Annotated in this window: 19 protein-coding genes; 10 read left to right on the top strand and 9 right to left on the bottom strand. The window is 71.4% G+C overall.

The features are described 5' to 3' along the window. The first annotated feature begins 65 nt into the window (after window positions 1-65). Entirely contained in the window at window positions 66-1,877 is a 1,812-nt protein-coding gene (locus tag LCN96_RS10490; RefSeq protein ID WP_225272397.1) for a glucuronyl esterase domain-containing protein, read from the top strand. A gap of 51 nt (window positions 1,878-1,928) precedes the next feature. On the opposite strand, the gene LCN96_RS10485 is transcribed toward LCN96_RS10490, so the two are convergent. The 3 genes from LCN96_RS10485 to dxr form a co-directional block, all read right to left on the bottom strand. Further along, complete coding sequence (locus LCN96_RS10485) at window positions 1,929-3,497, bottom strand: hypothetical protein (RefSeq protein ID WP_225272396.1); 1,569 nt, start codon at window positions 3,495-3,497, stop codon at window positions 1,929-1,931. A gap of 287 nt (window positions 3,498-3,784) precedes the next feature. Next, the gene (gene ispG, locus LCN96_RS10480; protein ID WP_225272395.1) at window positions 3,785-4,951 is read right to left on the bottom strand and encodes a flavodoxin-dependent (E)-4-hydroxy-3-methylbut-2-enyl-diphosphate synthase; all 1,167 of its coding nucleotides are present in this window, start codon (window positions 4,949-4,951) and stop codon (window positions 3,785-3,787) included. A 39-nt stretch (window positions 4,952-4,990) separates the two neighbouring features. Further along, window positions 4,991-6,250 carry a 1-deoxy-D-xylulose-5-phosphate reductoisomerase gene (gene dxr / locus LCN96_RS10475; RefSeq protein ID WP_397351868.1) on the bottom strand — a complete coding sequence of 420 codons (1,260 nt, stop codon included), beginning with the start codon at window positions 6,248-6,250 and terminating at the stop codon, window positions 4,991-4,993. Window positions 6,251-6,378: 128 nt separating this feature from the next. On the opposite strand from dxr, the gene LCN96_RS10470 reads away from it, so the two are divergent. Further along, window positions 6,379-7,332 (top strand): trypsin-like serine peptidase, encoded by a 954-nt coding sequence (locus LCN96_RS10470; protein ID WP_225272393.1) that lies wholly within the window; start codon window positions 6,379-6,381, stop codon window positions 7,330-7,332. 55 nt (window positions 7,333-7,387) lie between these two features. Beyond that, window positions 7,388-8,479: a trypsin-like serine peptidase gene (locus LCN96_RS10465; RefSeq protein ID WP_225272392.1), complete on the top strand. Its 1,092-nt coding sequence runs from the start codon at window positions 7,388-7,390 to the stop codon at window positions 8,477-8,479. 61 nt (window positions 8,480-8,540) lie between these two features. On the opposite strand, the gene LCN96_RS10460 is transcribed toward LCN96_RS10465, so the two are convergent. Next, on the bottom strand, window positions 8,541-9,968 hold the full coding sequence (locus LCN96_RS10460) for an aldehyde dehydrogenase family protein (RefSeq protein WP_225272391.1): 1,428 nt from the start codon (window positions 9,966-9,968) through the stop codon (window positions 8,541-8,543). Window positions 9,969-10,260: 292 nt separating this feature from the next. Between LCN96_RS10460 and LCN96_RS10455 the strand changes: the two genes are divergently transcribed. Beyond that, window positions 10,261-10,887 carry a TetR/AcrR family transcriptional regulator gene (locus LCN96_RS10455; protein ID WP_225272390.1) on the top strand — a complete coding sequence of 209 codons (627 nt, stop codon included), beginning with the start codon at window positions 10,261-10,263 and terminating at the stop codon, window positions 10,885-10,887. Here the strand turns inward: LCN96_RS10455 and LCN96_RS10450 are convergent. Then, a complete protein-coding gene (locus LCN96_RS10450) occupies window positions 10,853-12,523 on the bottom strand; it encodes a PucR family transcriptional regulator (protein ID WP_311132251.1) in 1,671 nt (556 codons plus the stop codon). The two genes, LCN96_RS10455 and LCN96_RS10450, sit on opposite strands and share 35 nt — an antisense overlap. A 140-nt stretch (window positions 12,524-12,663) precedes the next feature. Here LCN96_RS10450 and gabT point away from each other — a divergent pair, with 140 nt between their 5' ends. Together gabT and LCN96_RS10440 are read left to right on the top strand one after the other, a co-directional pair. Next, entirely contained in the window at window positions 12,664-13,992 is a 1,329-nt protein-coding gene (gene gabT, locus LCN96_RS10445; protein ID WP_225272388.1) for a 4-aminobutyrate--2-oxoglutarate transaminase, read from the top strand. 208 nt (window positions 13,993-14,200) lie between these two features. Further along, the gene (locus LCN96_RS10440; protein ID WP_225272387.1) at window positions 14,201-14,401 is read left to right on the top strand and encodes a hypothetical protein; all 201 of its coding nucleotides are present in this window, start codon (window positions 14,201-14,203) and stop codon (window positions 14,399-14,401) included. A gap of 100 nt (window positions 14,402-14,501) precedes the next feature. Here LCN96_RS10440 and LCN96_RS10435 read toward each other — a convergent pair whose 3' ends face one another. From LCN96_RS10435 to LCN96_RS10420, 4 genes are all read right to left on the bottom strand, one after another. Continuing rightward, window positions 14,502-15,644, bottom strand: coding sequence for an extracellular solute-binding protein (locus LCN96_RS10435; protein WP_225272386.1), 1,143 nt, complete (start codon window positions 15,642-15,644; stop codon window positions 14,502-14,504). 74 nt (window positions 15,645-15,718) lie between these two features. Further along, a complete protein-coding gene (locus LCN96_RS10430; protein ID WP_225272385.1) occupies window positions 15,719-17,227 on the bottom strand; it encodes a CoA-acylating methylmalonate-semialdehyde dehydrogenase in 1,509 nt (502 codons plus the stop codon). Then, window positions 17,224-18,504, bottom strand: coding sequence for an aspartate aminotransferase family protein (locus LCN96_RS10425; protein WP_225272384.1), 1,281 nt, complete (start codon window positions 18,502-18,504; stop codon window positions 17,224-17,226). The genes LCN96_RS10430 and LCN96_RS10425 overlap by 4 nt, the downstream gene beginning before the upstream one ends. A 78-nt stretch (window positions 18,505-18,582) precedes the next feature. Next, window positions 18,583-20,070, bottom strand: coding sequence for an MFS transporter (locus LCN96_RS10420; protein ID WP_225272383.1), 1,488 nt, complete (start codon window positions 20,068-20,070; stop codon window positions 18,583-18,585). Window positions 20,071-20,125: 55 nt separating this feature from the next. On the opposite strand from LCN96_RS10420, the gene LCN96_RS10415 reads away from it, so the two are divergent. From LCN96_RS10415 to LCN96_RS10400, 4 genes are all read left to right on the top strand, one after another. Beyond that, on the top strand, window positions 20,126-20,827 hold the full coding sequence (locus tag LCN96_RS10415) for a TetR/AcrR family transcriptional regulator (protein ID WP_225272382.1): 702 nt from the start codon (window positions 20,126-20,128) through the stop codon (window positions 20,825-20,827). Window positions 20,828-20,840: 13 nt separating this feature from the next. After that, on the top strand, window positions 20,841-22,469 hold the full coding sequence (locus LCN96_RS10410) for an AMP-binding protein (protein WP_225272381.1): 1,629 nt from the start codon (window positions 20,841-20,843) through the stop codon (window positions 22,467-22,469). Between the two features lie 66 nt (window positions 22,470-22,535). Beyond that, a complete protein-coding gene (locus tag LCN96_RS10405) occupies window positions 22,536-24,152 on the top strand; it encodes a PucR family transcriptional regulator (protein WP_225272380.1) in 1,617 nt (538 codons plus the stop codon). An 18-nt stretch (window positions 24,153-24,170) separates the two neighbouring features. Then, entirely contained in the window at window positions 24,171-24,545 is a 375-nt protein-coding gene (locus LCN96_RS10400; protein WP_225272379.1) for a cupin domain-containing protein, read from the top strand. Window positions 24,546-24,589 lie beyond the last annotated feature (44 nt).

The following is a 24,589-nucleotide window of genomic DNA, read 5'->3' as shown; positions in this document are numbered from 1 at the left end:
TCTACGGCGAGAAGCCCGCCAAGCCGTCCAGCGTCACGGGGACGGTCTCCAGGACCGGCATCACCGTGAACGTCTCGCACAACGGCAGGACCGCGAGCTTCACGGCCGGCGTGGACCTGCCCAGCGGCACCGGCCCCTTCCCCGCCGTGGTCGTCCTGGGCGGCCTCGGCGCCGACACCGCCACCATCAAGGCGGCCGGCGCCGCCGTCATCAGCTACGACCCCCTCGCGGTCGGCAGGGAGGGCACGCCGCGCACCAACAAGCAAGGTGCCTTCTACACCCTCTACGGCACCTCCAGCGGCACCGGCCTCCTGGCCGCCTGGGCGTGGGGCGTGAGCCGGATCATCGACGTCATCGAGCAGTCGGGCGGCAGCGTCCTGCGCGCCGACGCGACCGGAGTGACGGGCTGCTCCCGGTACGGCAAGGGCGCCTTCGTCGTCGGCGCGTTCGACCAGCGCATCGCGCTGACCATGCCCATCGAGTCGGGCAGCGGCGGCGTCGCCGCGTTCCGCTCGGTCCCGGGCGAGGGCGGCGCCCAACCGCTCAGCAGCACCTACTCCGAGCAGCCGTGGCTCGGCGACGCGTTCGGCTCCTTCACGGGCAGCCCGGCCCGGCTGCCGGTGGACACCCACTCGGTGGTCGGCATGATCGCGCCGCGCGGCCTGTTCATCATGGACAACCCGCACATCGACTGGCTCGCCGCCAGGTCCGCGAGCGTCGGGGCGCTGGGCGGCGCGGAGGTCTACAAGGCGCTCGGCGCCGGCGGCAACATCACGTACTGGTCGGCCGTCCAGGACGGCACCCACTGCGCCACCAGGTCGGAGTGGCGGACCCCGCTGCAGCAGAGCATCCAGCGCTTCCTGCTGAACACCGGCAGCTACACCGGCTCGATGCGGATCGCCTCGAACAAGAGCGGCAACCTGGCCGAATGGCGCGACTGGACGACCCCCACCCTGCCCGACGGGGGCACCGACACCACCGCGCCCAGCACCCCCGGCGCCCCGGCCGCCTCCGCCGTCACGGCCACCGGCGCCACCCTCACCTGGGCCGCCTCCACCGACCAGGGCGGCTCCGGCCTGGCCGGTTACGACGTGCACCACGAGCAGGGCGCCACCGACCCGCGGCTCGGCCAGTCCACCACCGACTCCATCACCCTCACCGGCCTGACCGCCAATACCCGGTACCAGGTCTACGTGCGGGCCCGTGACGGCGCGGGCAACCTGTCGGCGAGCTCCCCGGCCGTCACCTTCACCACCACCGGCACCGGCGGCGACACCTCACCGCCCACGGCCCCGACCGGCCTGTCCGCCTCGGCGACCACCGCCACGGGCACGACGCTGACCTGGACGGCCGCGACGGACGACGACGGCGTCACCGGCTACGACATCCTGCGCGCCACCGGCACCGCTTTCACCCAGATCGACACCTCGCCCACCACCACGTACACCGACACGGGCCTGACCCCGAACACCACCTACCGCTACCAGGTCCGCGCCCGTGACGCCGCGGGCAACACCTCACCGGTCTCCAACACGGCCCAGCTCACCACCCAGCCCGGCACGTCCACCGGCACCTGCACCGCCACCGGGACCGTACAGACGCAGTGGTCGACCGGCTACGGCGTCCAGCCCCTGACTATCACCAACCCGAGCACCGTCACCATCACCGGCTGGACGGTCACCTTCACCCTGCCCGCCGGCCACACCCTGGCCGGCTCCTGGAACGGCACCGTCACCACCAACGGCCAGACCGTCACCATCCGCAACGTCGCCCACAACGGCACGATCGCGGCGGGCGCGAGCAACAGCAGCGCCGGCTTCCAGGTCAACCGCCCGAGCGGCAACACCTCGACTCCGTCCGGCTACACCTGCGCCTGACGGCCATCCCCTCCGGCCCGCCCGTTCCTTACCGGTACGGGCGGCCCTCCCCTACTCGATCAGATCGCAGAGGCCGGGGCCCAACTCGTCGCCGACCATGCGCAGCGCGATCTCGGCGCGGGACGCGAGGACCAGAGGCGGGACTCCGGCCACCAAGTCGGCATGCGCGAGCCGGTCGAGTGCGGCTCCGACCAGCGGCGGGGTGACACGCAAGGTCGCCTGGAGTGCGACGCCGCCGGTCGAGCCGCCGTGCAGGATGATGTTGCGGCTGCGGTAGAGCCTGCGGAGCGAGGTCTCGACATAGCGCCGCACGCGGGCGAGGACCTGCGTGCGGTCGGCGAGCAGCGCGCGCATGCGGGCTACTGCCGCGACATCGTTCGCCCTGCGCCAGGAACGTTCGAGCGGCAGGGAGTGCCCGAGCTCCAGCTCAGCGGCGATCACCTGGGCACGTTCACGGTTGGACGCGCAGCGGTCCAGCCTTTCGGCGAGGTCTCCTGGCCCGGTACGCCGGATGCGGTGCGACAGCGCGGTCAGCTCGGCCCGGGGCCAGGAACAGGCGACCAGGGCGGCGGCACGGGTCGCGGCGACCACGCGCTCCCGCTCGTCGGGATCCCGCGCCTCGGTCAGCAAGGACTCCAGCGCGCTCCACGCTCCGGCGATGGCGGGAGCAAGCGGGCCGTGGTTGAGAGCGGAGGCGATCTCCAGCGCTTCGTCAACGGCGCTGCGCCGCCGATCGCTCAAGTGCTGCGGTTCGACTCCGACCAGGTAGAGCTGCCGTTCCGCCGCGAGGGATAGCACTCGAGCCCCTCTCGCGGGCATCCGCAGTGGCATCGCGCTGCCGTGGTTGAGCACGGCGGCCCGGTCGAACGGGGTGACCGTCTCCGACCCGGAGAAGCGGGCGCGCGCCTGCAGCCGCTCGACGACGTCGGACACGATCTCCAGCGCTCGTTCGGCGTCTCTCGCCTCCACCTCGTAGGAGAGGGCACCGACGGCGGGGGCCGTCAGTTTCGCTCCGGCGGCGGCCATGATCTCCTCGGCCGCCCTTCCGTCGACCCAATGGGGCAGGTTCGCCGCCAGTTCTTCCCAGCCGTGCAGAGCGGAGAAGGGGACGACCACCTTCCAGCAGGTCGGCGGCGCGGTCAGCAACCCCGCCATCTCAGTGATCAAGTCTGTGGCCGACAGGCCGAGCCGGCCCTGCCGCAGCCAGTGATTCAGGCCGTCCATGCTGTACCCGCTGTCGAGCAGGTGAGCGGCGACAGCCCTCGCGACCTTCTCCGGTGACGGCGGGTCCTCCTCCGCCGCGCACGTGGCCCAGCGTTCGAGGTATCCCGATCGGCCCACGTCGATCAGGTGCCGTAGCCTCCTGCGGCCGTCGCTGGCGGTCGTGAGAGTCGTACGGAGGCACCCTTGCAGCTCACGCCGGAACGCTTTGGTGCCGAGCGCCGGGTCCTCGCCGAACAGCCGCTCACTCTCATGCCGTTGCCAGTCGACCGAGGCCTGGGAGAGCACGCGCCGGTCCACCCACGTGCCCGCTTCGTACAACTCCTCCAGCGTTAAGAAGCTGCTGACGTCCCAAAGGCGGCGCGGCCAGGGCGTTCTGGCACTGCTGAAGTCCAGCATGCGCGTCACGACGTGCCGGGAGTAGGCGGAGGACGGGTCGCGTCCGGGGGAAGTGCTGGGCATCCTGCAGCCTCGGGCTCTTGTTACTCAAAGTGTTGATGTGACGACTCTGAGCATAAGGAAGCGCCAAGGCCCTCGTTCGGGGTATGCTGAAATCAGCCGCACAAGAGGGCACCAAGAACTTGTCCGGGGCTACGGCCCCCCAGAGGGCGCGACCGACGAGGTCGCGCCCTCTGTTTTTGTCTGGGGGCGGGCTCACCCACGAGCCCGCCCCCAGACACTCGACCTCAGCCGACCGTGACCGTCGGCCCCGTGCTCTCATCGTCGAGATCCACCTCGACACCCATCTCCTCCGCCAGCCGCAACGCCTCTTCGATCAGCGTCTCGACGATCTGCGACTCGGGCACGGTCTTGATGACCTCCCCCTTGACGAAGATCTGCCCCTTCCCGTTCCCGGAAGCCACCCCCAGGTCCGCCTCCCGAGCCTCCCCGGGCCCGTTCACGACGCAGCCCATGACCGCGACCCGGAGCGGCACCTTCAGCCCCTCCAGGCCCGCCTGCACCTGGTCGGCCAGCGTGTAGACGTCCACCTGCGCCCGCCCGCACGACGGGCAGGAGACGATCTCCAGGCCGCGCTCCCGCAGGCCGAGCGACTCCAGGATCTGGGTGCCGACCTTGACCTCCTCCACCGGAGGGGCGGACAGGGAGACGCGGATGGTGTCGCCGATGCCCTCCGCGAGCAGGGCGCCGAAGGCGACGGCGGACTTGATGGTGCCCTGGAAGGCCGGGCCGGCCTCGGTGACGCCCAGGTGCAACGGGTAGTCGCACTTGGCGGCCAGCAGGCGGTAGGCGTTGATCATCACGACCGGGTCGTTGTGCTTGACCGAGATCTTGATGTCGCGGAAGCCGTGCTCCTCGAACAGCGAGCACTCCCACAGCGCCGACTCCACCAGCGCCTCCGGCGTGGCCTTGCCGTACTTCTGCAGCAGGCGCGGGTCGAGGGAGCCGGCGTTGACGCCGATGCGGATGGGGACACCGGCGTCGGCCGCCGCCTTGGCGATCTCGCCGACCTTGTCGTCGAATTTCTTGATATTTCCGGGATTGACCCGGACGGCCGCGCAGCCCGCCTCGATGGCGGCGAAGACGTACTTCGGCTGGAAGTGGATGTCGGCGATGACCGGGATCTGCGACTTCCTGGCGATGATCGGCAGGGCGTCGGCGTCGTCCTGCGACGGCACGGCGACGCGGACGATCTGGCAGCCGGACGCGGTCAGCTCGGCGATCTGCTGGAGAGTGGCGTTGACGTCGGCGGTCACCGTCGTCGTCATCGACTGCACCGACACGGGGGCGTCGCCGCCCACCGGCACGCTGCCGACCATGATCTGGCGGGAGTGGCGGCGTTCGGCGAGCGGCTTGGGGCGCACCGTCGGGATGCCGAGAGCTACAGAAGACATTTCAACCCTTACTGTGACGACGCTTTCCAGTTTAGGTAGCTAGCGGGACTGCCCGGCTGTGAGTTCGGCCGCACGGGCCCGGGCCCAGGCATCGGCCGCCAGTACCTCTTCGACGGTGTCGGCAGGGGTGACCTGGTGCTCCTCCACGACCTTGGCCACGGTGTCGACGATGGACAGGAACGGCAGCCCGCGCTCCAGGAACGCGTCGAGGCAGACCTCGTTGGCGGCGTTGTAGACGGCGGGCGCGGTGCCGCCCTCGCCACCGACGTGCCTGGCCAGCGCGACCGCCGGGAAGGCCAGGTCGTCGAGCGGCTCGAACGTCCAGGTGTGCGCCTTGGTCCAGTCGATGGGCCTGGCGGCGCCGGGGACGCGCCCGGGGTGGCCGAGCGCGAGCGCGATCGGCAACCGCATGTCGGGCGGGCTGGCCTGGGCGATGGTGGAGCCGTCGACGTACTCGACCATGGAGTGGATGATCGACTGAGGATGCACCACGACCTCGATGCGGTCGAAGCCGAGGTCGTAGAGCAGGTGGGCCTCGATGACCTCCAGGCCCTTGTTGACCAGGTTCGCGGAGTTGACGGTGATGTAGGGGCCCATGGACCACGTGGGATGGGCCAGCGCCATCTCGGGGGTGACGCCCGCCATCTCCTCGCGCTTCATGCCCCTGAACGGCCCGCCGCTGGCGGTGATCACCAGCTGCTTGACGAGCGAGGCGTCGTAGCCGTCGGGCCCGGCGGCCCACAGGCACTGCAGCACCGCCGAGTGCTCGGAGTCGACCGGCAGGATCTGCCCCGGCCGGGCCAGCCGCTTGACCAGCGGCCCGCCGATGATCAGCGACTCCTTGTTGGCCAGCGCCAGCGCCCTGCCCGCCTCCAGGGCGACGAGCGTGGAGGTCAGGCCGAGCGCGCCGGTGATGCCGTTGAGCACCACGTCGCACTGCCACGCGGCCACCTCGGCGACCCCTTCGGGGCCGCCCAGCACGGTGGGCGCGGCGCCGTGCGCGGCCAGCGCGTCCTTCAGCGCCGGTACGGCCGCCGCGTCGGCCACCGCCACCGCCTCGGCCCCGAACCGCGCCGCCTGCGTGGCCAGCAGCTCGACCCTGCCGCCCCCGGCCGCCAGCGCGGCCACCCTGAAGCCGCCGGGGTCGGCGGCGATGACATCGAGGGCCTGGGTGCCGATCGAACCGGTGGAGCCGAGCACGACGACGGAGCGGAGGGTCTTCTCATGCACCTGTCCATTGTCCCCGCTGCACGGCGCACTCGGGCACGCGGGACCGGTCGACCTAATATTCCCCCACATAAGTGACACGCGGGAATGCAGTGGATTTATGCCGGAATATCGTCATATCGGAATGTGCATAGCCCGAGAAAAGTGGTCATTGCGACGGCTACCTTCCCAACCCACCGTCCGGTTTTGGGAGGTTCGTAATGTACCGCCGCTTCGCCCTGCTTGCCGCCGCAACCCTGCTTTCCGTCTCACTCGCCCCAGGGCCCGCCGAGGCCCGTCCCAAGCCCGCCCAGCGGGCCGCCGCCGACACGGCCGCCGAGCGGCGGCAGGTGCTGACGTACTGGACCGAGGGCCGCATGGAGGCGGCCCGGCCGGTGACGGCCCCGGCACCGAAGACGCAGGCGGGTGAGCCCGAGCGGGGCGCCCCGTTCACCGCCCCGCCCACCCGGGAGCTGCTGGCGGCCAGAACCCCGGGTGAGCCGTGGACCGGCGGCGGCGCGGTGGCCCGTACGACCGGACGGGTCTTCTTCACCACGCAGGCCGGCCGCAACTCCTCCTGCTCGGGCACCGCCGTGACCAGCGCCAACAAGAGCGTGGTGCTGACCGCCGGCCACTGCGTGAAGATGAACGGCGCCTTCCACACCAACTGGGTCTTCGTCCCCGGCTACGACAGGGGCAGCCGCCCGTTCGGCACCTGGGCCGCGACCAGGCTGCTGACCACGCCGCAGTGGAACGCCCGTGAGGACGTGAACTTCGACGTCGCCGCCGCCGTGGTGGCGCCGCTGGACGGCAGGACGCTGGTCGACGCCGTCGGCGGCCAGGGCGTGGCCTTCAACCAGCCCAGACGCCAGCAGCTGTACGCCTTCGGCTACCCGGCGCTGGCCCCGTACGACGGCTCGAAGCTGATCCACTGCAGCGGCAGGGCGTTCGACGACTTCATGGGCAGCGACGACCTCGTGCTGACCTGTAACATGACCGGAGGCTCCAGCGGCGGGCCGTGGATGCTGAATTTCAACGAGTCGACCGGTCTCGGCACCCAGAATTCGGTGAACAGCTTCAAATACAGCTTCGCCCCCACCTGGATGCTCGGCCCCTATTTCGGGAACGACGCCCAGGCCGTCTACCAATCAGCCCAATCGGCCGACGCACTCTGAGCAATTTACCGAAAGTAGTCACAAGAACACATCTCGTGGTGCACACTCGGTGGGCATGACCTTGAGCACCCCCCTGCTGGCGGCTGCGCCGCTCCTCGCGGGGCTGATCGGCCCCGCGCTCCTCGGCGCGGCACCCAGCCGCCAGCAGGCCGACCGACCGGCCGTCGTGCCCGCGCACACGGCCAAGCGGAGCGACATCGTCGAGCACGTCGCCGCCCGCTCAGCCGCCGACCACCGGCGCGTGCTCGACTACTGGACTCCCGAGCGCATGGCCAAGGCCCTGCCGATCGGCCTGCTCGACATCGTGACGGACGTGACCGACGGCGGCGACCTGTTGAGCGGCGTCACGGGCGGCGCCGGCGTGCGCACCACCCCCGACCTGTCGGGCAAGCAGGCCGACCTGGCGCTGCCGCGCAAGCTCATGGGCGTGCGCCACCTGGCCGCGGCCAGGCCCGACAGCAGCACGGCCGGCTCCCGCTGGATCACCGGCGGCGCGGTGGCCAGAACCACCGGCCGGGTGTTCCTCACCGTGGCGGGGGCCGACTTCGTCTGCTCGGCCAGCACCGTCGACTCCGCCAACAAGGACGTCGTGGTCACCGCCGGCCACTGCGTCAAGGACGGCGCCGGGGAGTGGGCGGCGAACTGGACGTTCGTCCCCGGGTACGGCACGAGCGGCCTGCGCCCGTACGGGCAGTACACCGCGCGCCGCATGTTCGTCGCCGGGCCCTGGTCACGCAGCGGCGACGACAACTACGACGTCGGCATGGTGGCCCTGTCCACCTCGCGGGGCAAGCACGTGGCCGACGTGGTGGGCACGCAGCGCATCGCGTTCAACGCGGGGCGGGGCGGGCAGGCGTTCGGCTTCGGCTACCCCGCCGATCCGCCGTACAGCGGCGACCATCTGGTCTACTGCGCGGGCCGGCTGAAGAACGACCCCTACGGGCAGACCCGTGACCAGGGGCTCGGCTGCGACATGACGGCGGGGGCCAGCGGCGGCCCGTGGATGACCGGGTTCGACACGGCCACCGGGAAGGGCACGATCACGTCCCTGAGCAGCTTCAAGTACAGCGACGACCAGCGCACGATGTACGGCCCGTACTTCGGCGACGCCGTCAAGGCGCTCCTCGACACCGCACAGCGCGCCTGACCGGACGGGCGCCCGTCAGGCTCAGCGACGGGCGCCCGCCACTGAGGCTGACGGGCGCTTCTCAGAGTGTCAGCCCGGTCAGCACCATGACCTTCTCGTACGTCAGGTCCTCCATCGCCGAGTGCAGCCCCTCGCGCCCGATCCCCGAGTCCTTCACCCCGCCGTACGGCATCTGGTCGGCCCGGTACGAGGGCACGTCGCCGATGATCACACCACCCACCTCCAGCTCCCGGTTCGCCCGGAAGGCGGCGTCCAGCGAGCGGGTGAACACCCCGGCCTGCAGCCCGTACTTGGAGTCGTTGACCATCGCATAAGCCTCGTCGATCGAGGCGGCGGGCTGGAGGATCATGACGGGCCCGAAGACCTCCTCGCACGCCACCTTGGCGTCGTGCGGCACGCCGGACAGCACCGTCGGCGCCACGGTCGCACCCTGCCTGGTGCCGCCCGCCAGCACGGTCGCCCCGGCGGCGACGGCCTCCTGGACCCACTGCTCGACCCGCTCGGCGGCGGCCTCGGAGACCAGCGGGCCCACCTGGGTCTTCTCGTCGGCCGGGTCGCCGGTGACGAGCGCGGCGACGGCGGGCAGCAGGCGCTCGACGAACGCGTCGTAGACGGGCTGCTCGACGATCACCCGCTGCACGGCGATGCAGCTCTGTCCGGCCTGGTAGTTGGAGTACAGGGCGATGCGCTGGGCCGCCCAGTCGAGGTCGGCGTCGGCCAGCACGACGGCCGCCGCGTTGCCGCCCAGCTCCAGCGTGACGTGCTTGCGCGGCACCTGGTCGGCGATGGCGTAGCCGACGGGCGCGGAGCCGGTGAACGACACGACCGGGAGCCTGGGGTCCTGGACGAGCGCGGCGGCGCGGTCGTTCTCGATCGGCAGCACCGAGAACATGCCCGCGGGCAGGTCAGTCTCGGCCAGGATCTCGCCGAGCAGCAGCGACGACAGCGGCGTGGCGGGCGCGGGCTTGACGATGACAGGGGCGCCGACGGCGATGGCCGGGGCGACCTTGTGGGCGACCAGGTTCAGCGGAAAGTTGAACGGGGTGATCGCCAGCACGGGGCCCTTGGGCACGCGGGAGACGTAGGCCAGGCGGCCGGCCGCGGCGGGCTCGGTGTCGAGCCGCTGCACGCCGCCGGACCAGCGGCGGGCCTCCTCGGCGGCGAAGCGGAAGGTGGCCACGGCCCGCCCGACCTCGCCGCGCGCCCACACGATCGGCTTGCCGTTCTCGGCCGTGATCAGGTGGGCGATCTCGTCGGCCCGCTCCGCGAGCCGGCGCGAGACGTGGGCCAGGGCCTCCGCCCGCACGTGGACGGGCAGCGCGGCGGCCTCCTTCGCCACCGCGCAGGCGGCCGCGACGGCCTCCTCGACCTGCGCGTCGGTCGGCACCGAGTGCCTGCCGACCTCGCGGCCGTCGTGGGGGTTGGTGACAGTGAGCTCGGAGTCCCCGGTCGCGGCGCGGCCGGCCAGCCAGAAGGTACGCACGTCCATGTCTCCGACGTTATGCCAAGGCATGGACCGGGGATTTACACCACGATGCACAACACCCCCGCGAGGGCTCACCGTTAAGTACAAGCCCCGTTGTATACCCACGATGTAACAGAAGTAGACCTAATTCGGGATGTTTACCATGCGGAGTGGTTTGAGCGATCTCCGCCATGGCTAAGTCATCGGTGCGGGTCTCCAGCGCGGCGGGCCCCCGATCTCAGAAAGGCGTGGGCCCCGTGACCGAACAGCGTGAGGTCACAAGGACGCATGGTTCCTTGGCCACCAGGGAGGTCTCATGACCTCGGCGCCGCTGGGGCTGCAGGGCGCCTACCTCATGGGTGAGCGCGCCGGCCACGACGAGCTGCGCTCCCGCCTCCTCGACGTCGCGGTGAACCTGCTGCGCACCGACGGGCCCGACAGCCTCACCATGCGCCGGATCGCCGCGGAGGCAGGCTGCACGACGACCGTCATGTACACGATGTTCGGCAACAGGGAGGGTCTGGCGGAGGCGCTCTATCTGGAGGGGTTCGAGCGCTTCCGCCGCTTCCTGGAGGCGGTGCCGCAGCGCCGCAACCCGCTGGAGCAGCTCGGCGCGCTCGGCCCCGCCTACCGGCAGGCGTGCCTGTCGGAGCCCGGCTACTACAGCCTGATGTTCGAGCGCGCGATCCCCGGCTTCGAGCCCAGCGAGCGCGCCAGGACCCTGGCCCGCGCCGCCCTGAACATCCTCGACCGCGTCATCGCCGACTGCATCTCGGCCGGCTACCTGATCCCCACGCAGCCGCGCAAGATCGCCGACGCGCTGTGGGCGGCGGCGCAGGGGGCGATCTCCCTCGAACGTGCCGGGCACCTGCGTGACGGGCGCACCTACGAGGCGGTGACCACGGCGATCATCTGCTGCTACCTGGTCGAGAAGCAGGAGTAGCGGCCGTCCCCCTGGCCGCCTCCAGGGCCAGCCACAGCTCCGCCCGGGTGCCCGGGTCGTCGAGGTCGCGGCCCAGCAGCTCGGCGACGCGTCTCATGCGGTAGCGCAGGGTGTGGCGGTGCACGCCCAGCCTCTGCGCGGCGGCGTCCCAGTGGCCGTTGCTGTCCAGGTACGCGCGCAGCGACTCGACGAGGTCGGCCCGGGAGCCGTACGCGGTGAGAGGGGCCAGGACGGCGGCCGAGAACGCCTGGGCGGCGGCGGGGTCGAGCAGCCCCAGCAGCCCCTGCCCGGCCAGCTCGGCGAACCTGACGACCGGCCCGCCCGCCCCCGCGCCCCGAGCCCCGGCCCCCACCGCGCCGCGCCCTTCACCACCGCGTCCCGCAGCACCGCGCCCCGCACCACCGCGCTCAGCACCACCCCGCCCTCCGCCACCGCGCCCGGCGCCGCTGCGGCTCCATGCCGCCTCCAGGGCGCGCTCCGCCTGGTCGAGCGCGTTGCGCAGGCCGATGCCCGCGCCCTCGTACGGCTGGCTGACCCCCACCGGCGCCTCCGCGCCCAGCGCCACCTCCTCCGCCGCGCTCTCGGCCACCAGCGCGACGGCGACCTCGCCGAGCAGCGCGGCGAAGGCCTGCGTCTCCAGGGCGTCCAGCGCCTCCGGATCGGCCGCCAGCGCCACCACCGGCCCCTCGGGCAGCCGCCCGCCCAACGCCTCCAGCACCGCCGCCGCCCGCTCCCGCTCCCCCGCCACCAGCAGCTCCAGCACCGCCGTGCGGACCCGCCGGGAGGCGGCGAGCTGGGTCCTGCCCTGCTCCATGGCCAGCGTGAGCAGCGAACCTGCCGCGTTGACGACGGTGTGGGTGACGGGCGTGAAGGGCTGCGGAGCGCCGACGGCGAAGAACCCGCGCGGCCGGGCCCCGCCGCCGAGCGGCTGCACGACGATGTGCTCCCCCGGCCCGGACAGAGCCAGACTGGCAGGCAACCGCTCCCCCTGCCGCGCCTCGCCGCCTTCGGCAGCGGGGCGGGCGCGCAGGCGGCCCTCGACAGCGGGCCGGGTGCCGCGCAGGCGGCCCTCGGCGCTCTCGGCGGCGGGCCGGGTGCCGCGCAGGCGGGCCAGCTCGGCCGTGACGGCCCGCACGTCGGCCCCCCGGGTGGCGTGCCGCACCTCGCCCGCCTCGTCCAGGAGCGCGGCCCAGCCGCCGACCTCCCTGGCGAGCCGGTCGATGACGGCGTGCACGCCCTCGGGCCGCAGCGCCGCCCGCGTGAGCCGGCCCTGGGCGGCGAAGGCCCGGCTGATCTCCTCGTACTGCTCGGCCGCCAGCAGCTCGCTGACCGCCTTGCCGACCGCGATGAACGGGGTCTCGCGCGGCACCTCCAGGAGCGGCAGCCCCGCCGACTCCGCCGCCTCGACGAGGGCGGGCGGCACCTCCTCGTGCGAGACGCCGACGCCGAAGCCGAGGCCCGCCACGCCGCGCCGCACCAGCCGCGCCACGTACCCCGTCAGGTCGCCCTCCATCCGCATGCCGGTGGTGAGCAGCAGCTCCCCGCCCTCGAGGTACGGTGTCGGGTCCGCCAGCTCGCTGACCGCGACCCAGCGCACGGCGGCGTCCAGCACCCCGGGGCGCGTGGTCCCGGCCATCGGCCGGAGGTTCATGCGGCGCACGACGGTCTGCAACGAAGGCGGCATGAGAGTTTTGTCCATTCCGGCAAAGACGAGCACTCCCAGTGTGACATATCGACGTATCGGCCCTGGTGGGAGCCCGCCGTACCGTCGGAGCCATGAGCATTCCCCAGGAGCGGCGCGTCGTGACCGCGATCCCAGGCCCCAAGTCCCAGGAGTTGCTGGCCCGCAAGCAGGCGGCCGTCCCGCCCGGCATCGGCACCACGCTGCCGGTCTTCGTCACGCGCGCGGGCGGCGGCGTGGTGGAGGACGCCGACGGGAACTCGCTGATCGACTTCGGCTCGGGCATCGCCGTGACGAACGTCGGCAACGCCGCCCCCAGGGTCGTCGAGCGCGTCCAGAAGCAGGTCGCCGACTTCACCCACACCTGCTTCATGGTCACCCCCTACGAGTCGTACGTGCAGGTCTGCGAGCGGCTCAACGAGCTGACGCCGGGCGACCACGACAAGCGCACGTTCCTGGTGAACTCGGGCGCCGAGGCCGTGGAGAACGCCGTCAAGATCGCCCGGCACGCCACCGGCCGTCAGGGCGTGGTGGTGTTCGACCACGGCTACCACGGCCGCACGCTGCTCACGATGACGCTGACGGCCAAGAACATGCCGTACAAGCAAGGGTTCGGCCCGTTCGCGCCGGAGGTGTACCGGGTGCCGCTGGCCTACCCGTTCCGCTGGCCGAGCGGCCCGGAGAACTGCGCGGAGGAGGCCGCCGAGCAGGCCATCGACATGATCACCAAGCAGATCGGCGCCCAGAACGTGGCCGCCGTGGTGATCGAGCCCATCGCGGGCGAGGGCGGCTTCATCGTGCCCGCCAGGGGGTTCCTGCCGCGGATCGCGGAGTTCTGCCGGGCGAACGGGATCGTGTTCGTGGCCGACGAGGTGCAGACGGGCTTCGCGCGGACGGGGACGCTGTTCGCCTGTGAGGACGAGGGTGTCGTCCCGGACATCATCACCACCGCCAAGGGCATCGCGGGCGGCCTGCCGCTGGCCGCGGTGACCGGGCGGGCGGAGATCATGGACAAGGTGCACGTCGGCGGCCTCGGCGGCACGTACGGCGGCAACCCGCTCGCCTGCGAGGCGGCCCTCGGCGTGCTGGAGACGATCGAGGCGGAGGACCTGGTCGCCAAGGCCCGCCGCATCGGCGAGATCATGCTGCCCCGGCTGGAGGCGCTCAAGGAGCGCTTCGAGGTGATCGGCGACGTGCGCGGGCGCGGCGCGATGATCGCGATCGAGCTGGTCGAGCCGGGCACCAAGGAGCCGAACCCGACCGCCGTCCAGGAGATCGTCAAGCGCTGCCACGCCGAGGGCCTGCTGGTGCTGACGGCGGGCACGTACGGCAACGTGCTGCGCTTCCTGCCGCCGCTCGTGATCCCCGAGCACCTGCTGGAGGAGGGGCTGGGGATCCTGGAGAAGGCGATCGCCGAGGTCTAGACGAAAGCCAACCAAACGGGCATCCAGCTTGGGCTGGATGCCCGTTTTTGTGGTGTAAACGGCCCCATCAGGGTAGAGAATTCACCCTGACTTGACGCTCAGCTAGCCGCTCACGGCCTCGGTCAGGGTTATAACGGTTCCGACATACGGAGGGGCGATGGCAGCTGGGAGCGTGATGAACTGGGGTCCGACCAGAACGGCGCGGAATATGTTGACGTTCGACCCTGAGGGCCTGACCTGGGCCCAACGCGACGGCGACGCCTGCGTCGTCTGCCACAAGAGGTGGCCGCGGCCACGCGTGCGCGTGGGCCGCCTGCCCGACGACGCGCCGGTGCTCGCCTGCGCCGACTGCGCCGAGGCCCTTCTGCCCGCTCCCATGGCCACCGTCGTGGCCTTCCCGTCCCGCTAGCCCGCGGCGGCGCGACCTCCAGGATGGGGGAAGGCTCGGGGCGCCGCCGATGAGCCACGCCCAGCGGCGGACGGGCGGGCGCGTGGCACTGCTCAGCCGCTCACTTGAGCAGCTCACTCCACTGCGTCTCCCAGCCGCGATAGTCAGTGCATTCCCCGTCCTCGGCCCGGCAATCCCCGGGCGGGCGCACGGCGAACACCACGCGGTCGAGCCGCTTGTCGTCACCCACCCCGTACGTCTCGCACATCGTCCTGGCACGGCCCTTGCACGCCTTGGAGTTGGCCGGCGCCATGCCCGCCCACGCCGCCGCGTCGCGCTGCGCGTTGGCCGCCGTCACCCAGTTGAGCCACCGGTAGGCGCAGGTGGTGTCGGGCACGTTGGCGCCCAGCATCCAGGAGTCGACCCAGCCGGTCGTCCTCGGCGCCGGGATGGTCTTGATCGGTATGCCGGCCTGCTGCAGGAGCTGGCGGTAGTACGGGGTGACCTGCGCGTAGTCGAGCGCCCCGGTGGCGAAGCCCTTGACCAGGTCGACCGGGTTCTGCCAGTAGGTGCGGTCCTTGTTGCGCCCCAGCAGCGCCATCGCCTTGCCGAGCTCGGCCTCGCTCAGCTCGTACGGCTCCTTCACCGACCCCTCGGCCAGCGCCGCGTCGGCGATCGTCAGCGGGCTGTCGCGCAGCGCCGCCCTGCCGGAGGCGAACACCTGCTCCACCCCGTTGCCCCTGACCTTGGCCGAGTCGTAGACGAACTCGTGGTAGGCCCACAGGTACGGCACCCCGTACGCCTCGCCCGACACCGTGGTCAGGTCACGGAAGCGCTCGGCGAGGTCCTTGTAGTCGCTGACCTTGGCCGGGTCGATGGGCTGCACCTGCTTGTTGGCGATCAGGTCGGCGGCCAGGGCGGGCCCGGCCGTGATCACGTCGTAGGGCCGCTGGGTGACCTGGCCGGCCAGTTGCTCGGCGGTCTGCACGGTGTCGAGCCGGGCGATGCGGCAGCCCGTCTCCTTCTCGAAGTCGCCCACCCAGTTGACCTTGGGGCTGACGCCGCCGTACTCGGCGTAGCCCCGGTAGGTGAGGATCTGCAGGGTGCCGTCGCTCTGCGTCGCGGTCGGCGTGGGAGTGGGCGTGGGCGTGGCCGTGGGCTTCGGGGTGGGGGCGGGCGTCACCGTGCCCATGCCGGTGACCAGCGCCGTCGCCGTGAGCGCAGTCACGGCGAGCGCCAGAGCCTGAGCACGGCGACGAATCACGATGTCCCCCCTTGTCCTGTCTGCTGGAGCTTACCGGTGTCAGGACCTGGAGGGACGCCGCTCGTGGCCCGCGGTTACCCGTTCGTGGGGAAGCCCAGGTTCACGCCGCCGTGCGAGGGATCCAGCCAGCGTGAGGTGACGACCTTGCCGCGGGTGTAGAAGTGCACGCCCTCGGTGCCGTGCACGTGCGTGTCGCCGAACAGCGAGGACTTCCAGCCGCCGAAGCTGTAGAAGGCCATGGGCACCGGGATCGGCACGTTGATGCCGATCATGCCGACCTCGACCTCGTTCTGGAAGCGCCGGGCCGCGCCGCCGTCGTTGGTGAAGATCGCGGTGCCGTTGCCGTACGCGCCGCCGTTGATCGCCTCCAGGCCCTCCTCGTACGTGCCGACGCGCACGATCGACAACACCGGGCCGAAGATCTCCTCGGTGTGCGTACGCGAGCCGGCGGGCACGTGGTCGAGCACCGTCGGGCCGAGCCAGAAGCCCGGCGTGTCCGCGGCCTTGCCGCCGCCCAGCACCGGCGTCTCGCGGCCGTCCACGACCAGCTTGGCGCCCTCCTCCACGCCGAGGTCGAGGTAGGAGGCCACCTTGTCGCGGTGCGGCCCGGTGACCAGCGGCCCCATCTCGGACCTGGGGTCGTCGCCGGGGCCGACGGTCAGCCGGCCGACCCGCTCGACGATCTTCTCGACCAGCTCGTCGCCGATCGGGTCCACGGCCAGCACGACGGAGATCGCCATGCAGCGCTCCCCCGCCGAGCCGAACCCCGCCGACACGGCCGAGTCGGCCACCAGGTCGAGATCGGCGTCGGGCAGCACCAGCATGTGGTTCTTGGCGCCGCCGAGCGCCTGGACGCGCTTGCCGTGGGCGGTGCCGGTCTCGTAGACGTACTGGGCGATGGGGGTGGAGCCGACGAACGACACGGCCCGCACGTCCGGGTGCTCCAGCAGCCGGTCCACGCTCACCTTGTCGCCCTGCACGACGTTGAACACGCCGTCGGGCAGCCCGGCCTCCTGCCAGAGCCGCGCCATGAGCAGCGAGGCCGACGGGTCCCGCTCCGACGGCTTGAGCACGAAGGCGTTCCCGCACGCGATCGCGATCGGGAACATCCACATCGGCACCATCGCCGGGAAGTTGAACGGCGTGATGCCGGCCACCACGCCCAGCGGCTGCCGGATCGAGTAGGAGTCGACCCGGGTCGAGACGCCCTCGGAGTAGCCGCCCTTGAGCAGGTGCGGGATGCCGCAGGCGAACTCCACGACCTCCAGCCCGCGGGCCACCTCGCCGAGCGCGTCGGAGTGCACCTTGCCGTGCTCGGCGGAGATGAGCGCGGCCAGCTCGTCGCGGTGGGCGTACATCAGCTCGCGGAAGCGGAACAGCACCCCCGCCCGCTTGGTCAGCGAGGCGTCCCGCCAGGCGGGGAAGGCCGCGACGGCCGCCGCGACGGCGGCGTCCACGTCGGCGGCCGAGGCCAGCGCGACGGAGCCGCTCACCTCGCCGGTGGCCGGGTTGAAGAGCTCCCCGGTACGGGCGGCGTCGCCGTCCGCGAGTGCTCCGTTGATCCAGTGCTTGACGGACTTCACTGCGCTGCTGCCTCTGCGTTGATCGTTTCGAGGGCGGTGACGATGATCCCGAGGCCCTCGGTGGCCTCGTCCACGGAGAGCGTGAGGGGCGGGGCCATCCGGATGGCGGTGCCGTACAGGCCGCCCTTGCCCGCCAGCAGGCCCGCCTGCTTGGTCAGCTCCATGAAGCGGGCGGCCTGGGCCGGGCTCCGCAGCTCGACGGCGAACATCAGGCCCTTGCCGCGCACGTCCGCGACGACGGGCAGCCGCTTGGCGGCCTCCTTGAGCCCGCCGATGATGATCTTTCCGGTACGCGCGGCGTTGGCCTGAAGGTCGTGGTCGAGCACGTAGTCGAGGGTGGCGTTGGCGGCGGCCATGGAGATCGGATTGCCGCCGAACGTGGACAGCCCCACGGCGTGCGGCGCGTCCATGAGGTCGCCGCGCGCCACGATGCCGCCGACCGCGAAGCCGTTCCCGAGCCCCTTGGCGAACGTGATCATGTCGGGGGTCACGCCGTGGTTCTGAATGCCGAAGAACGCGCTGCCGGTGCGGCCCCAGCCGGTCTGCACCTCGTCGGAGATGAACAGGATGCCCTGCTCGTCCAGCACCTCCTTGTACGCGGCGAACAGCCCGTCGGGGGCCATCGTGAACCCGCCGACCCCCTGGATCGGCTCGGCGATCAGCGCCGCCACGTCGTTGGAGACGGACGTGGCCAGCACGTGACGCAGGTCGTCCACGCACGCCTTGATGTAGTCGTCGTCCGACAGTCCCTTGAACTGGGTGAGGTGCCGGTCGGCGCCGTGCAGGAAGTGCACGTTGAGCGGGGAGAGCGAGTTGTTCTTCCAGGACCGGTTGGAGGTGACGCTGATCGCGCCGAAGCTGCGCCCGTGGTAGCTCTGGCGCATGGCCAGCACCTGGTCGCTCCTGCGCGCGTAGGTGGCCAGCAGCAGCGCGGTCTCGTTGGCCTCGGTGCCGGAGTTGGTGAAGAACACCTTGGCGTCGGGGATGCCGGACAGCCGCGCGATCTTCTCGGCCAGCTCGATCTGGCCGCGCAGCAGGTAGACGGTGCTGGTGTGCACCACGCCGGTGGCGAGCTGGCGCTCGACGGCCTCGCGGACCTCGGGGACGTCGTACCCGATCATGTTGGTCAGGATCCCGGCGAAGAAGTCGAGGTAACTCTTGCCGTCCGCGTCGATGACACGGTTGCCCTTGCCGCTGACGATCTCGATGGGGTCGTTGTAGTTGAGGGCCAACCAGTTCGGCATGACTGCCCGGTGGCGCGCGAGAAGCTCCGACATGTTACCGAGTATCCCTTTTCACTGGAGAGCCTCCTACCTGCAGCCTGTCGGCGCGGAGATGCCTTGGCTTACATGATGTCAAGAGCTGACGGGGCGGGACACCTCCACCCCCGCCTCCTGCGCCTCCACCGGCGACGGGACGACGGCAGCCGGGCCGGGACGCAGCACCGTGACGGCGAGCAGCGCGGCGGCCACGCAGAAGGCGGCGCCGACCCACGAGCCGAGATGCATGGCGGAGGTGAAGGCCTGGTTGCCCGCCTCGGCGAAGCCCAGCGTGTGGGCGCCGCCGATCGACTCCCTGGCCAGAGCCGGCAGCCCCGCGGGCATCTCGGAGGTGTACCGGGTGGCCAGCACGCTGCCCAGCACGGCGATGCTGAGCGCCATGCCGACCTGCTGCACGGTGTCGTTGAGCGCGGAGCCGACGCCGGCCCGCTCCACGGGGATGGCGCCCATGAGTGAGGTGTAGGCGGCGGGGCCGGCCAGCCCGCCACCCATCCCCATGATCACCAGCCCGGTGGCCAGGGGCAGGAAACCGGTGGTCAGCGCCATGACGACGAAGCCCCCGGCCATCAGCAGCAGCCCCGCGAACACCAGCACCCGGTTGCTCAGTCTCTTGCCGAGCCCGGCGCCCACGCCGTTGAAGACCGCGGCGGCCACGGCGTACGGCAGCATGGCCAGACCGGCCTGCATCTCCCCGTACCCCAACACGAACTGCAGGTACTGGGTGAGGATCAGCATCACGGCGCCCGCGCCGAACGACATGAGCAGGATCGAGAACGAGGCGCCGCTGAAGTTGCGGTTGGCGAACAGGAAGAGCGGCAACATCGGCTCCTCCTGGCGGCGCTCCCAGATCACGAAGGCCACCAGGGCGACGACGGCCAGCGCGATGACGGGGATGTTCCACTCGCGCTCGATGATCACGTAGACGGCGGCGGTCAGTCCGACGATCGACAGCACCACGCCGACCGGGTCGATCTTCCTGCCCTCGCTGCGCGTCTCCGGCATCAGGACGACGGCGGCCACGACGGCGACCGCCGCGATGGGGATGTTCAGCAGGAAGACCGAGCCCCACCAGTAGTGCTCCAGCAGGAAGCCGCCCACGGTGGGCCCGGACACCAGGCTGATCAAAGCCACGGCGCTCCAGGCGGCCATCGCCTTGCGCCGCTCCTCCTCGTCGAAGACGGTCATCAGGATCGACAGCGTGGAGGGCATGACGAGCGCGCCGCCGACGCCCATGAGGCCGCGGGCCGCGATGAGCTGCCAGGGCTCGGTGACGAGCACGGCGAGCAGGGAGGCGCCGCCGAAGAAGACCAGGCCGATGATCAGGAAGCGGCGGCGGCCGTACTTGTCGGACAGGCTGCCCGAGGTGAGCAGCAGGCCGGCGAAGGCCAGCACGTAGGCGTCGATGATCCACTGGATGTCCGACGGCGTCGCGCCCATCTCCTGGTTGAGCGAGGGGATGGCGAGGTTGAGCACGGTGTTGTCGATGCCGAGGACCAGCAGCGCCAGGCAGAGGACGGCGAGGATCCACCATCGCCGTGGGTCTCGTACGGTGTTCGAGTTCACTCGCACAGCGTACGACAAACCTCGAACGGCGTGCGAGTGCCTTTATCCTTGGGGTATGACAGGCAAGACGTTCTCCTCGGTGTGGCTGCGCGAGCCCCGCAAGGCCACCAGTCCCGGGCGCAGCCGCGAGGAGATCGTCAGAGCCGCGGTCGAGCTGCTCAACGAGGAGGGGCTGTCCGGGCTGAGCATGCGCAAGCTGGGCGCGAAGCTGAGCGCGGGGGCCACCAGCCTCTACTGGTACGTCGCCAACAAGGACGAGCTGCTGGAGCTGGTCTACGACGAGGTGTGGGGCGAGATGATGGTCCCCGACCCCGACGAGGTGGGCTGGCGGGAGGCCGTCTCCGTCCTGGCCCACAGCATGCGGCAGGTGATCCTGAGCCATCCGTGGTCGGCCGAGCTGATCGGCCGGCTGCCCGCGCTCGGCCCCAACGCCCTGCACGTGGCCAACGAGATGCGCGGGATGTTCAAGCAGGCCGGGTTCACCGGGGCCGACACCGACTACGCCATCGCCACGCTGACCGCCTTCATCTTCGGCATGACGATCCCCGAGATCGCCTGGAACGCCAAGTCGGGCGCCGCGCAGCTCGACGTCGAGCAGATGCGCTCGATGGTCGTCCAGGTCTTCGAGCGATATCCGCACATGCGCGAGGGTTACGAGCTGAGCCGGGTGGAGGATCCGCGCGTGGTGCGGGAGGTCGCCTTCGACTTCGGGCTCGTGTCGGTGCTCGACGGTCTTGAGCGGCGGCTGCCGACGTAGCAGGATCCACGGCATGAGCGATTTCCGTGCCGCCCGTGACTTCCTGCTCGAGTCCGACGCCACCACCGCCCGCCGCGACTTCCGCTGGCCCGCGCTGGAGACGTTCAACTGGGCGCTCGACTGGTTCGACGGCGTGCTCGCCGCCGAGACGCCCGGCGCCGTCGCTCTCAAGATCGTGGGCGAGAGCAGCGCCACCTACACCTTCGCCGAGCTGTCGGCTCGCTCGGGCCAGGTCGCGAACTGGCTGCACGAGCAAGGCGTGCGCCGGGGCGACCGGGTGCTGCTGATGCTGGGCAACCAGGCCGAGCTGTGGGAGTCGCTGCTGGCCGTGATGAAGCTGGGCGCGGTCGTCATCCCGGCCACCACGCTGCTGACCGGCAAGGACATCGCCGAGCGGATCGAGCGCGGCGGCGTCTCGCACGTCATCGCCAACGCCGCCGACGCCGGGAAGTTCCCGGCCGGCGCGTACACGAAGATCGCCGTGGGCGACGCGTACAACTGGCTGCCCTACCACGACGCCTATCACGCGCACGAGCGGTTCACCCCCGACGGGCCGACACGCGCGGGCGACACGCTGCTGCTCTATTTCACCTCCGGCACCACCTCGCAGCCGAAGCTGGTCGAGCACACGCACGCCTCCTATCCGGCCGGGCACCTGTCGACGATGTTCTGGATCGGGGTGCGGCCGGGCGACGTGCACCTGAACGTGTCCTCGCCCGGGTGGGCCAAGCACGCGTGGAGCAACGTGTTCGCCCCGTGGAACGCCGGGGCCACCGTGCTCGTCCACGACTACCGGCGCTTCTCCGCGCCCGCGCTGCTGGAGGTGCTGCGCGACGAGCGGGTGACCACCTTCTGCGCGCCGCCGACCGTGTGGCGGATGCTCATCCAGGAGGACCTGGCCGCGTGGCGGCTGCCCCTGCGTACGGCCGTGGCCGCCGGCGAGCCGCTCAACCCGGAGATCATCGACCAGGTGGCCAAGGCGTGGGGGATCACGATCAGGGACGGCTACGGCCAGACGGAGACCACCGCCCAGATCGGCAACGCCCCCGGCGAGGCGGTCAAGCCCGGCTCCATGGGGCTGCCGCTGCCCGGGTACGACATCGTGCTGATCGACCCGGTCACGGGCGAGCAGGGGAATGACGGCGAGATCTGCCTGCCGCTGGACGACCGCCGACCCCTCGGCCTCATGTCCGGATATGTCGGTGGATCGGCGGAGGCCATGCGTGACGGCTTCTACCGCACGGGCGACGTCGCCACCCGCGACGACGACGGCTACATCACCTACGTGGGCAGGACCGACGACGTCTTCAAGGCCTCCGACTACCGCATCTCGCCGTTCGAGCTGGAGAGCGTGCTGCTGGAGCACGAGGCCGTCACCGAGGCCGCCGTGGTGCCCGCGCCCGACCCGGTGCGCCTGGCCGTGCCGAAGGCGTACGTGACGCTCGCCCCCGGGTTCGAGCCGGGCGAGGAGACGGCCCGGTCGATCTTCGAGCACTGCCGCCGGGAGCTGGCCCCGTACAAGCGGGTGCGGCGGCTGGAGTTCGACGAGCTGCCCAAGACCATCTCGGGCAAGATCCGCCGCGTTGAGCTGCGCGTACGCGAGCCTCGCCGGGAGTATCGCGAGGAGGACCTCAACCCATAACAAAGGGCGCAAAGTGTAAATTGACCCATGGCCGTTCTTACAGGCTGATCGGCTAGGCTCTGCCCCGTGTTGCCCACCATCGCCGACGTCCTCGCCCTGGAGACCGTGCGCCGGGGCAGCCCGCGCGTGGTCGCGGGCGCCGACCGGCTCGACACCAAGGTGCGGTGGGTGCACGTCGGCGAGATCGCCGACATCGCCCACCTGCTGCGCGGCGGGGAGCTGGTGCTCACCACGGGGGTGGCCCTCCCGGAGGACCCGGAGAAGCTCGCCGACTACATCGGCGAGCTGTCTTCTGTCGGGGCGTCCGGGCTGATCGTGGAGCTGGGCCGCAGGTTCGTCCGCGAGCTGCCGCGCGCCGTGGTGAAGTCGGCGGAGGAGCACGGTTTCCCGGTCATCGTGCTGACCCGCGAGACGCCGTTCGTGCAGATCACCGAGTCGGTGCACGAGCGGATCATCGACATCCAGCTGGAGGAGCTGCGCGCCTCCGAGCAGCTGCACGAGGTCTTCACCGAGCTGTCGGTCGAGGGCGCCTCGCCGGCCGAGGTGCTGGCCCAGGTGGCGCGGCTGTCGGCGCGGCCGGTGCTGCTGGAGAACCTCGCGCACCAGGTGCTGGCCGCCGAGTCGGCGGGGCGCGACGCCGGGGCCCTGCTGGCCGGGTGGGAGACCAGGTCGCGGGCGGTGGCCCCGGCCGAGCGCACGGCGTACGACCCGGCCTCCGGCTGGCTGGTCACCACGGTCGGCGCGCGCGGGCAGGACTGGGGGCGGCTCATCCTGATCTGCGACGCGGCGCCGTCGCCGCGCGACCTGGTGCTGGCCGAGCGCGCCGCCACCACGCTCGCGCTGGGCCGCCTGCTGGAGCGCCACCAGGAGTCGCTCGAACGCCAGGCGCACGGCACGATCATCACCGGCATCCTCACCCACGCCTACGCCGACCCCGACGAGGCCGCCGCCCGCGCCCGCGCGGTCGGGGTGCCGCTCACCGGCCGCAAGCTGATCAGCGTGGTCATCAGGCCGACCGAGCACATCGATCAGGCGCTCGACGGGCAGGCCCAGCTCGGGGAGCTGGCCGAGGCGACCGCCGCCGCCTGCCGCGACGCCCGCCTGCCCGCCCTGGTGGGCGCGCTCGACCAGGAGCGGGTGGGGGTGCTGCTGCCGCTGCCGCCGCGCACCCAGGCGGAGCCCGCGCTGACCTCGCTGGCCGAGCGGCTGCGCGTGCTGTGGGGCCCCGGCTCGGCGTTCGTGCTGGCGGCGGGCTCGGTGGTGGAGTCGATCAGGGACGTGCGCCGCAGCTTCCTGGAGGCCGAGCAGGTGGCCGACGTGGCGGTCCGCCAGCCCGACGGCCGTCCCTTCTACCGGCTGCCCGACCTGCGCCTGCGCGGCCTGCTGCACCTGCTGCGCGACGACGCGCGGCTGCAGACGTTCGCCGAGCGGGAGCTGGGCGCGCTGCTGGCCCACGACGCGCAGCGGGGCGGCGACCTGACCCGGATCCTGCGCGTCTACCTCGACTCCGGCCGCAACAAGGCGGTCGCGGCGCAGAAGGCCCACCTGTCCAGGCCCGCCTTCTACGACCGCCTGCGCCGCCTCGAACGCATCCTCGACACCGATCTGGACGACGTCGAGTCGTGCCTCTCACTGCACGTGGCACTGCTGGCGCTGGAGTCGTTCCGCCGGGAGAGCCGCTGATGTGCTGGAATGGGCGATATGTCTGATGTTTTGGTGCCCGACGTGGCCGATCTCAGCCGGATGCTCGCCACCGGAGGAGCCTTCGCCATGCCCGTCCACGACGTACGGCTGACCCCCGACGAGCTCGACCCGGCGCAGATCGTCGCGGGCGACCCCGTCACCTCCTCCCTGGAGCTGGGCGGCGGCCGGGGCATCTGGGAGATCACCCCGGGCGTCGTGACGGACGTGGAGCGCGACGAGCTCTTCGTCGTGCTGTCGGGGCGCGCCACCATCGCCGTGGCGGGCGGCACCACGATCGAGGTCGGACCGGGCGACGTGTGCCTGCTGGCCGAGGGCGCCAAGACCACCTGGATCGTGCACGAGACGCTGCGCAAGGTGTACCAGACGCGCTAGCCCGCCTCCCGCGACCCTCCGTGGCGGACGCGTCAGCCCTCTCC

This window comes from Nonomuraea gerenzanensis (assembly GCF_020215645.1).
Taxonomy (GTDB): domain Bacteria; phylum Actinomycetota; class Actinomycetes; order Streptosporangiales; family Streptosporangiaceae; genus Nonomuraea; species Nonomuraea gerenzanensis.
This window is presented reverse-complemented; position numbering and strand designations above follow the sequence as displayed.

What these genes read in the sequence shown, in the direction of transcription:
- LCN96_RS10425 (WP_225272384.1), bottom strand. Translation starts at nt 18,504, where the DNA reads ATGTCGGAGCTTCTCGCGCGCCACCGGGCAGTCATGCCGAACTGGTTG.
- LCN96_RS10460 (WP_225272391.1), bottom strand. Translation starts at nt 9,968, where the DNA reads ATGGACGTGCGTACCTTCTGGCTGGCCGGCCGCGCCGCGACCGGGGAC.
- gabT (WP_225272388.1), top strand. Translation starts at nt 12,664, where the DNA reads ATGAGCATTCCCCAGGAGCGGCGCGTCGTGACCGCGATCCCAGGCCCC.
- LCN96_RS10485 (WP_225272396.1), bottom strand. Translation starts at nt 3,497, where the DNA reads ATGCTGGACTTCAGCAGTGCCAGAACGCCCTGGCCGCGCCGCCTTTGG.
- LCN96_RS10465 (WP_225272392.1), top strand. Translation starts at nt 7,388, where the DNA reads ATGACCTTGAGCACCCCCCTGCTGGCGGCTGCGCCGCTCCTCGCGGGG.
- LCN96_RS10415 (WP_225272382.1), top strand. Translation starts at nt 20,126, where the DNA reads ATGACAGGCAAGACGTTCTCCTCGGTGTGGCTGCGCGAGCCCCGCAAG.
- LCN96_RS10440 (WP_225272387.1), top strand. Translation starts at nt 14,201, where the DNA reads ATGTTGACGTTCGACCCTGAGGGCCTGACCTGGGCCCAACGCGACGGC.
- dxr (WP_397351868.1), bottom strand. Translation starts at nt 6,250, where the DNA reads ATGTGGGGGAATATTAGGTCGACCGGTCCCGCGTGCCCGAGTGCGCCG.
- LCN96_RS10470 (WP_225272393.1), top strand. Translation starts at nt 6,379, where the DNA reads ATGTACCGCCGCTTCGCCCTGCTTGCCGCCGCAACCCTGCTTTCCGTC.
- ispG (WP_225272395.1), bottom strand. Translation starts at nt 4,951, where the DNA reads ATGTCTTCTGTAGCTCTCGGCATCCCGACGGTGCGCCCCAAGCCGCTC.
- LCN96_RS10400 (WP_225272379.1), top strand. Translation starts at nt 24,171, where the DNA reads ATGTCTGATGTTTTGGTGCCCGACGTGGCCGATCTCAGCCGGATGCTC.
- LCN96_RS10450 (WP_311132251.1), bottom strand. Translation starts at nt 12,523, where the DNA reads ATGGCCGGGACCACGCGCCCCGGGGTGCTGGACGCCGCCGTGCGCTGG.
- LCN96_RS10410 (WP_225272381.1), top strand. Translation starts at nt 20,841, where the DNA reads ATGAGCGATTTCCGTGCCGCCCGTGACTTCCTGCTCGAGTCCGACGCC.
- LCN96_RS10455 (WP_225272390.1), top strand. Translation starts at nt 10,261, where the DNA reads ATGACCTCGGCGCCGCTGGGGCTGCAGGGCGCCTACCTCATGGGTGAG.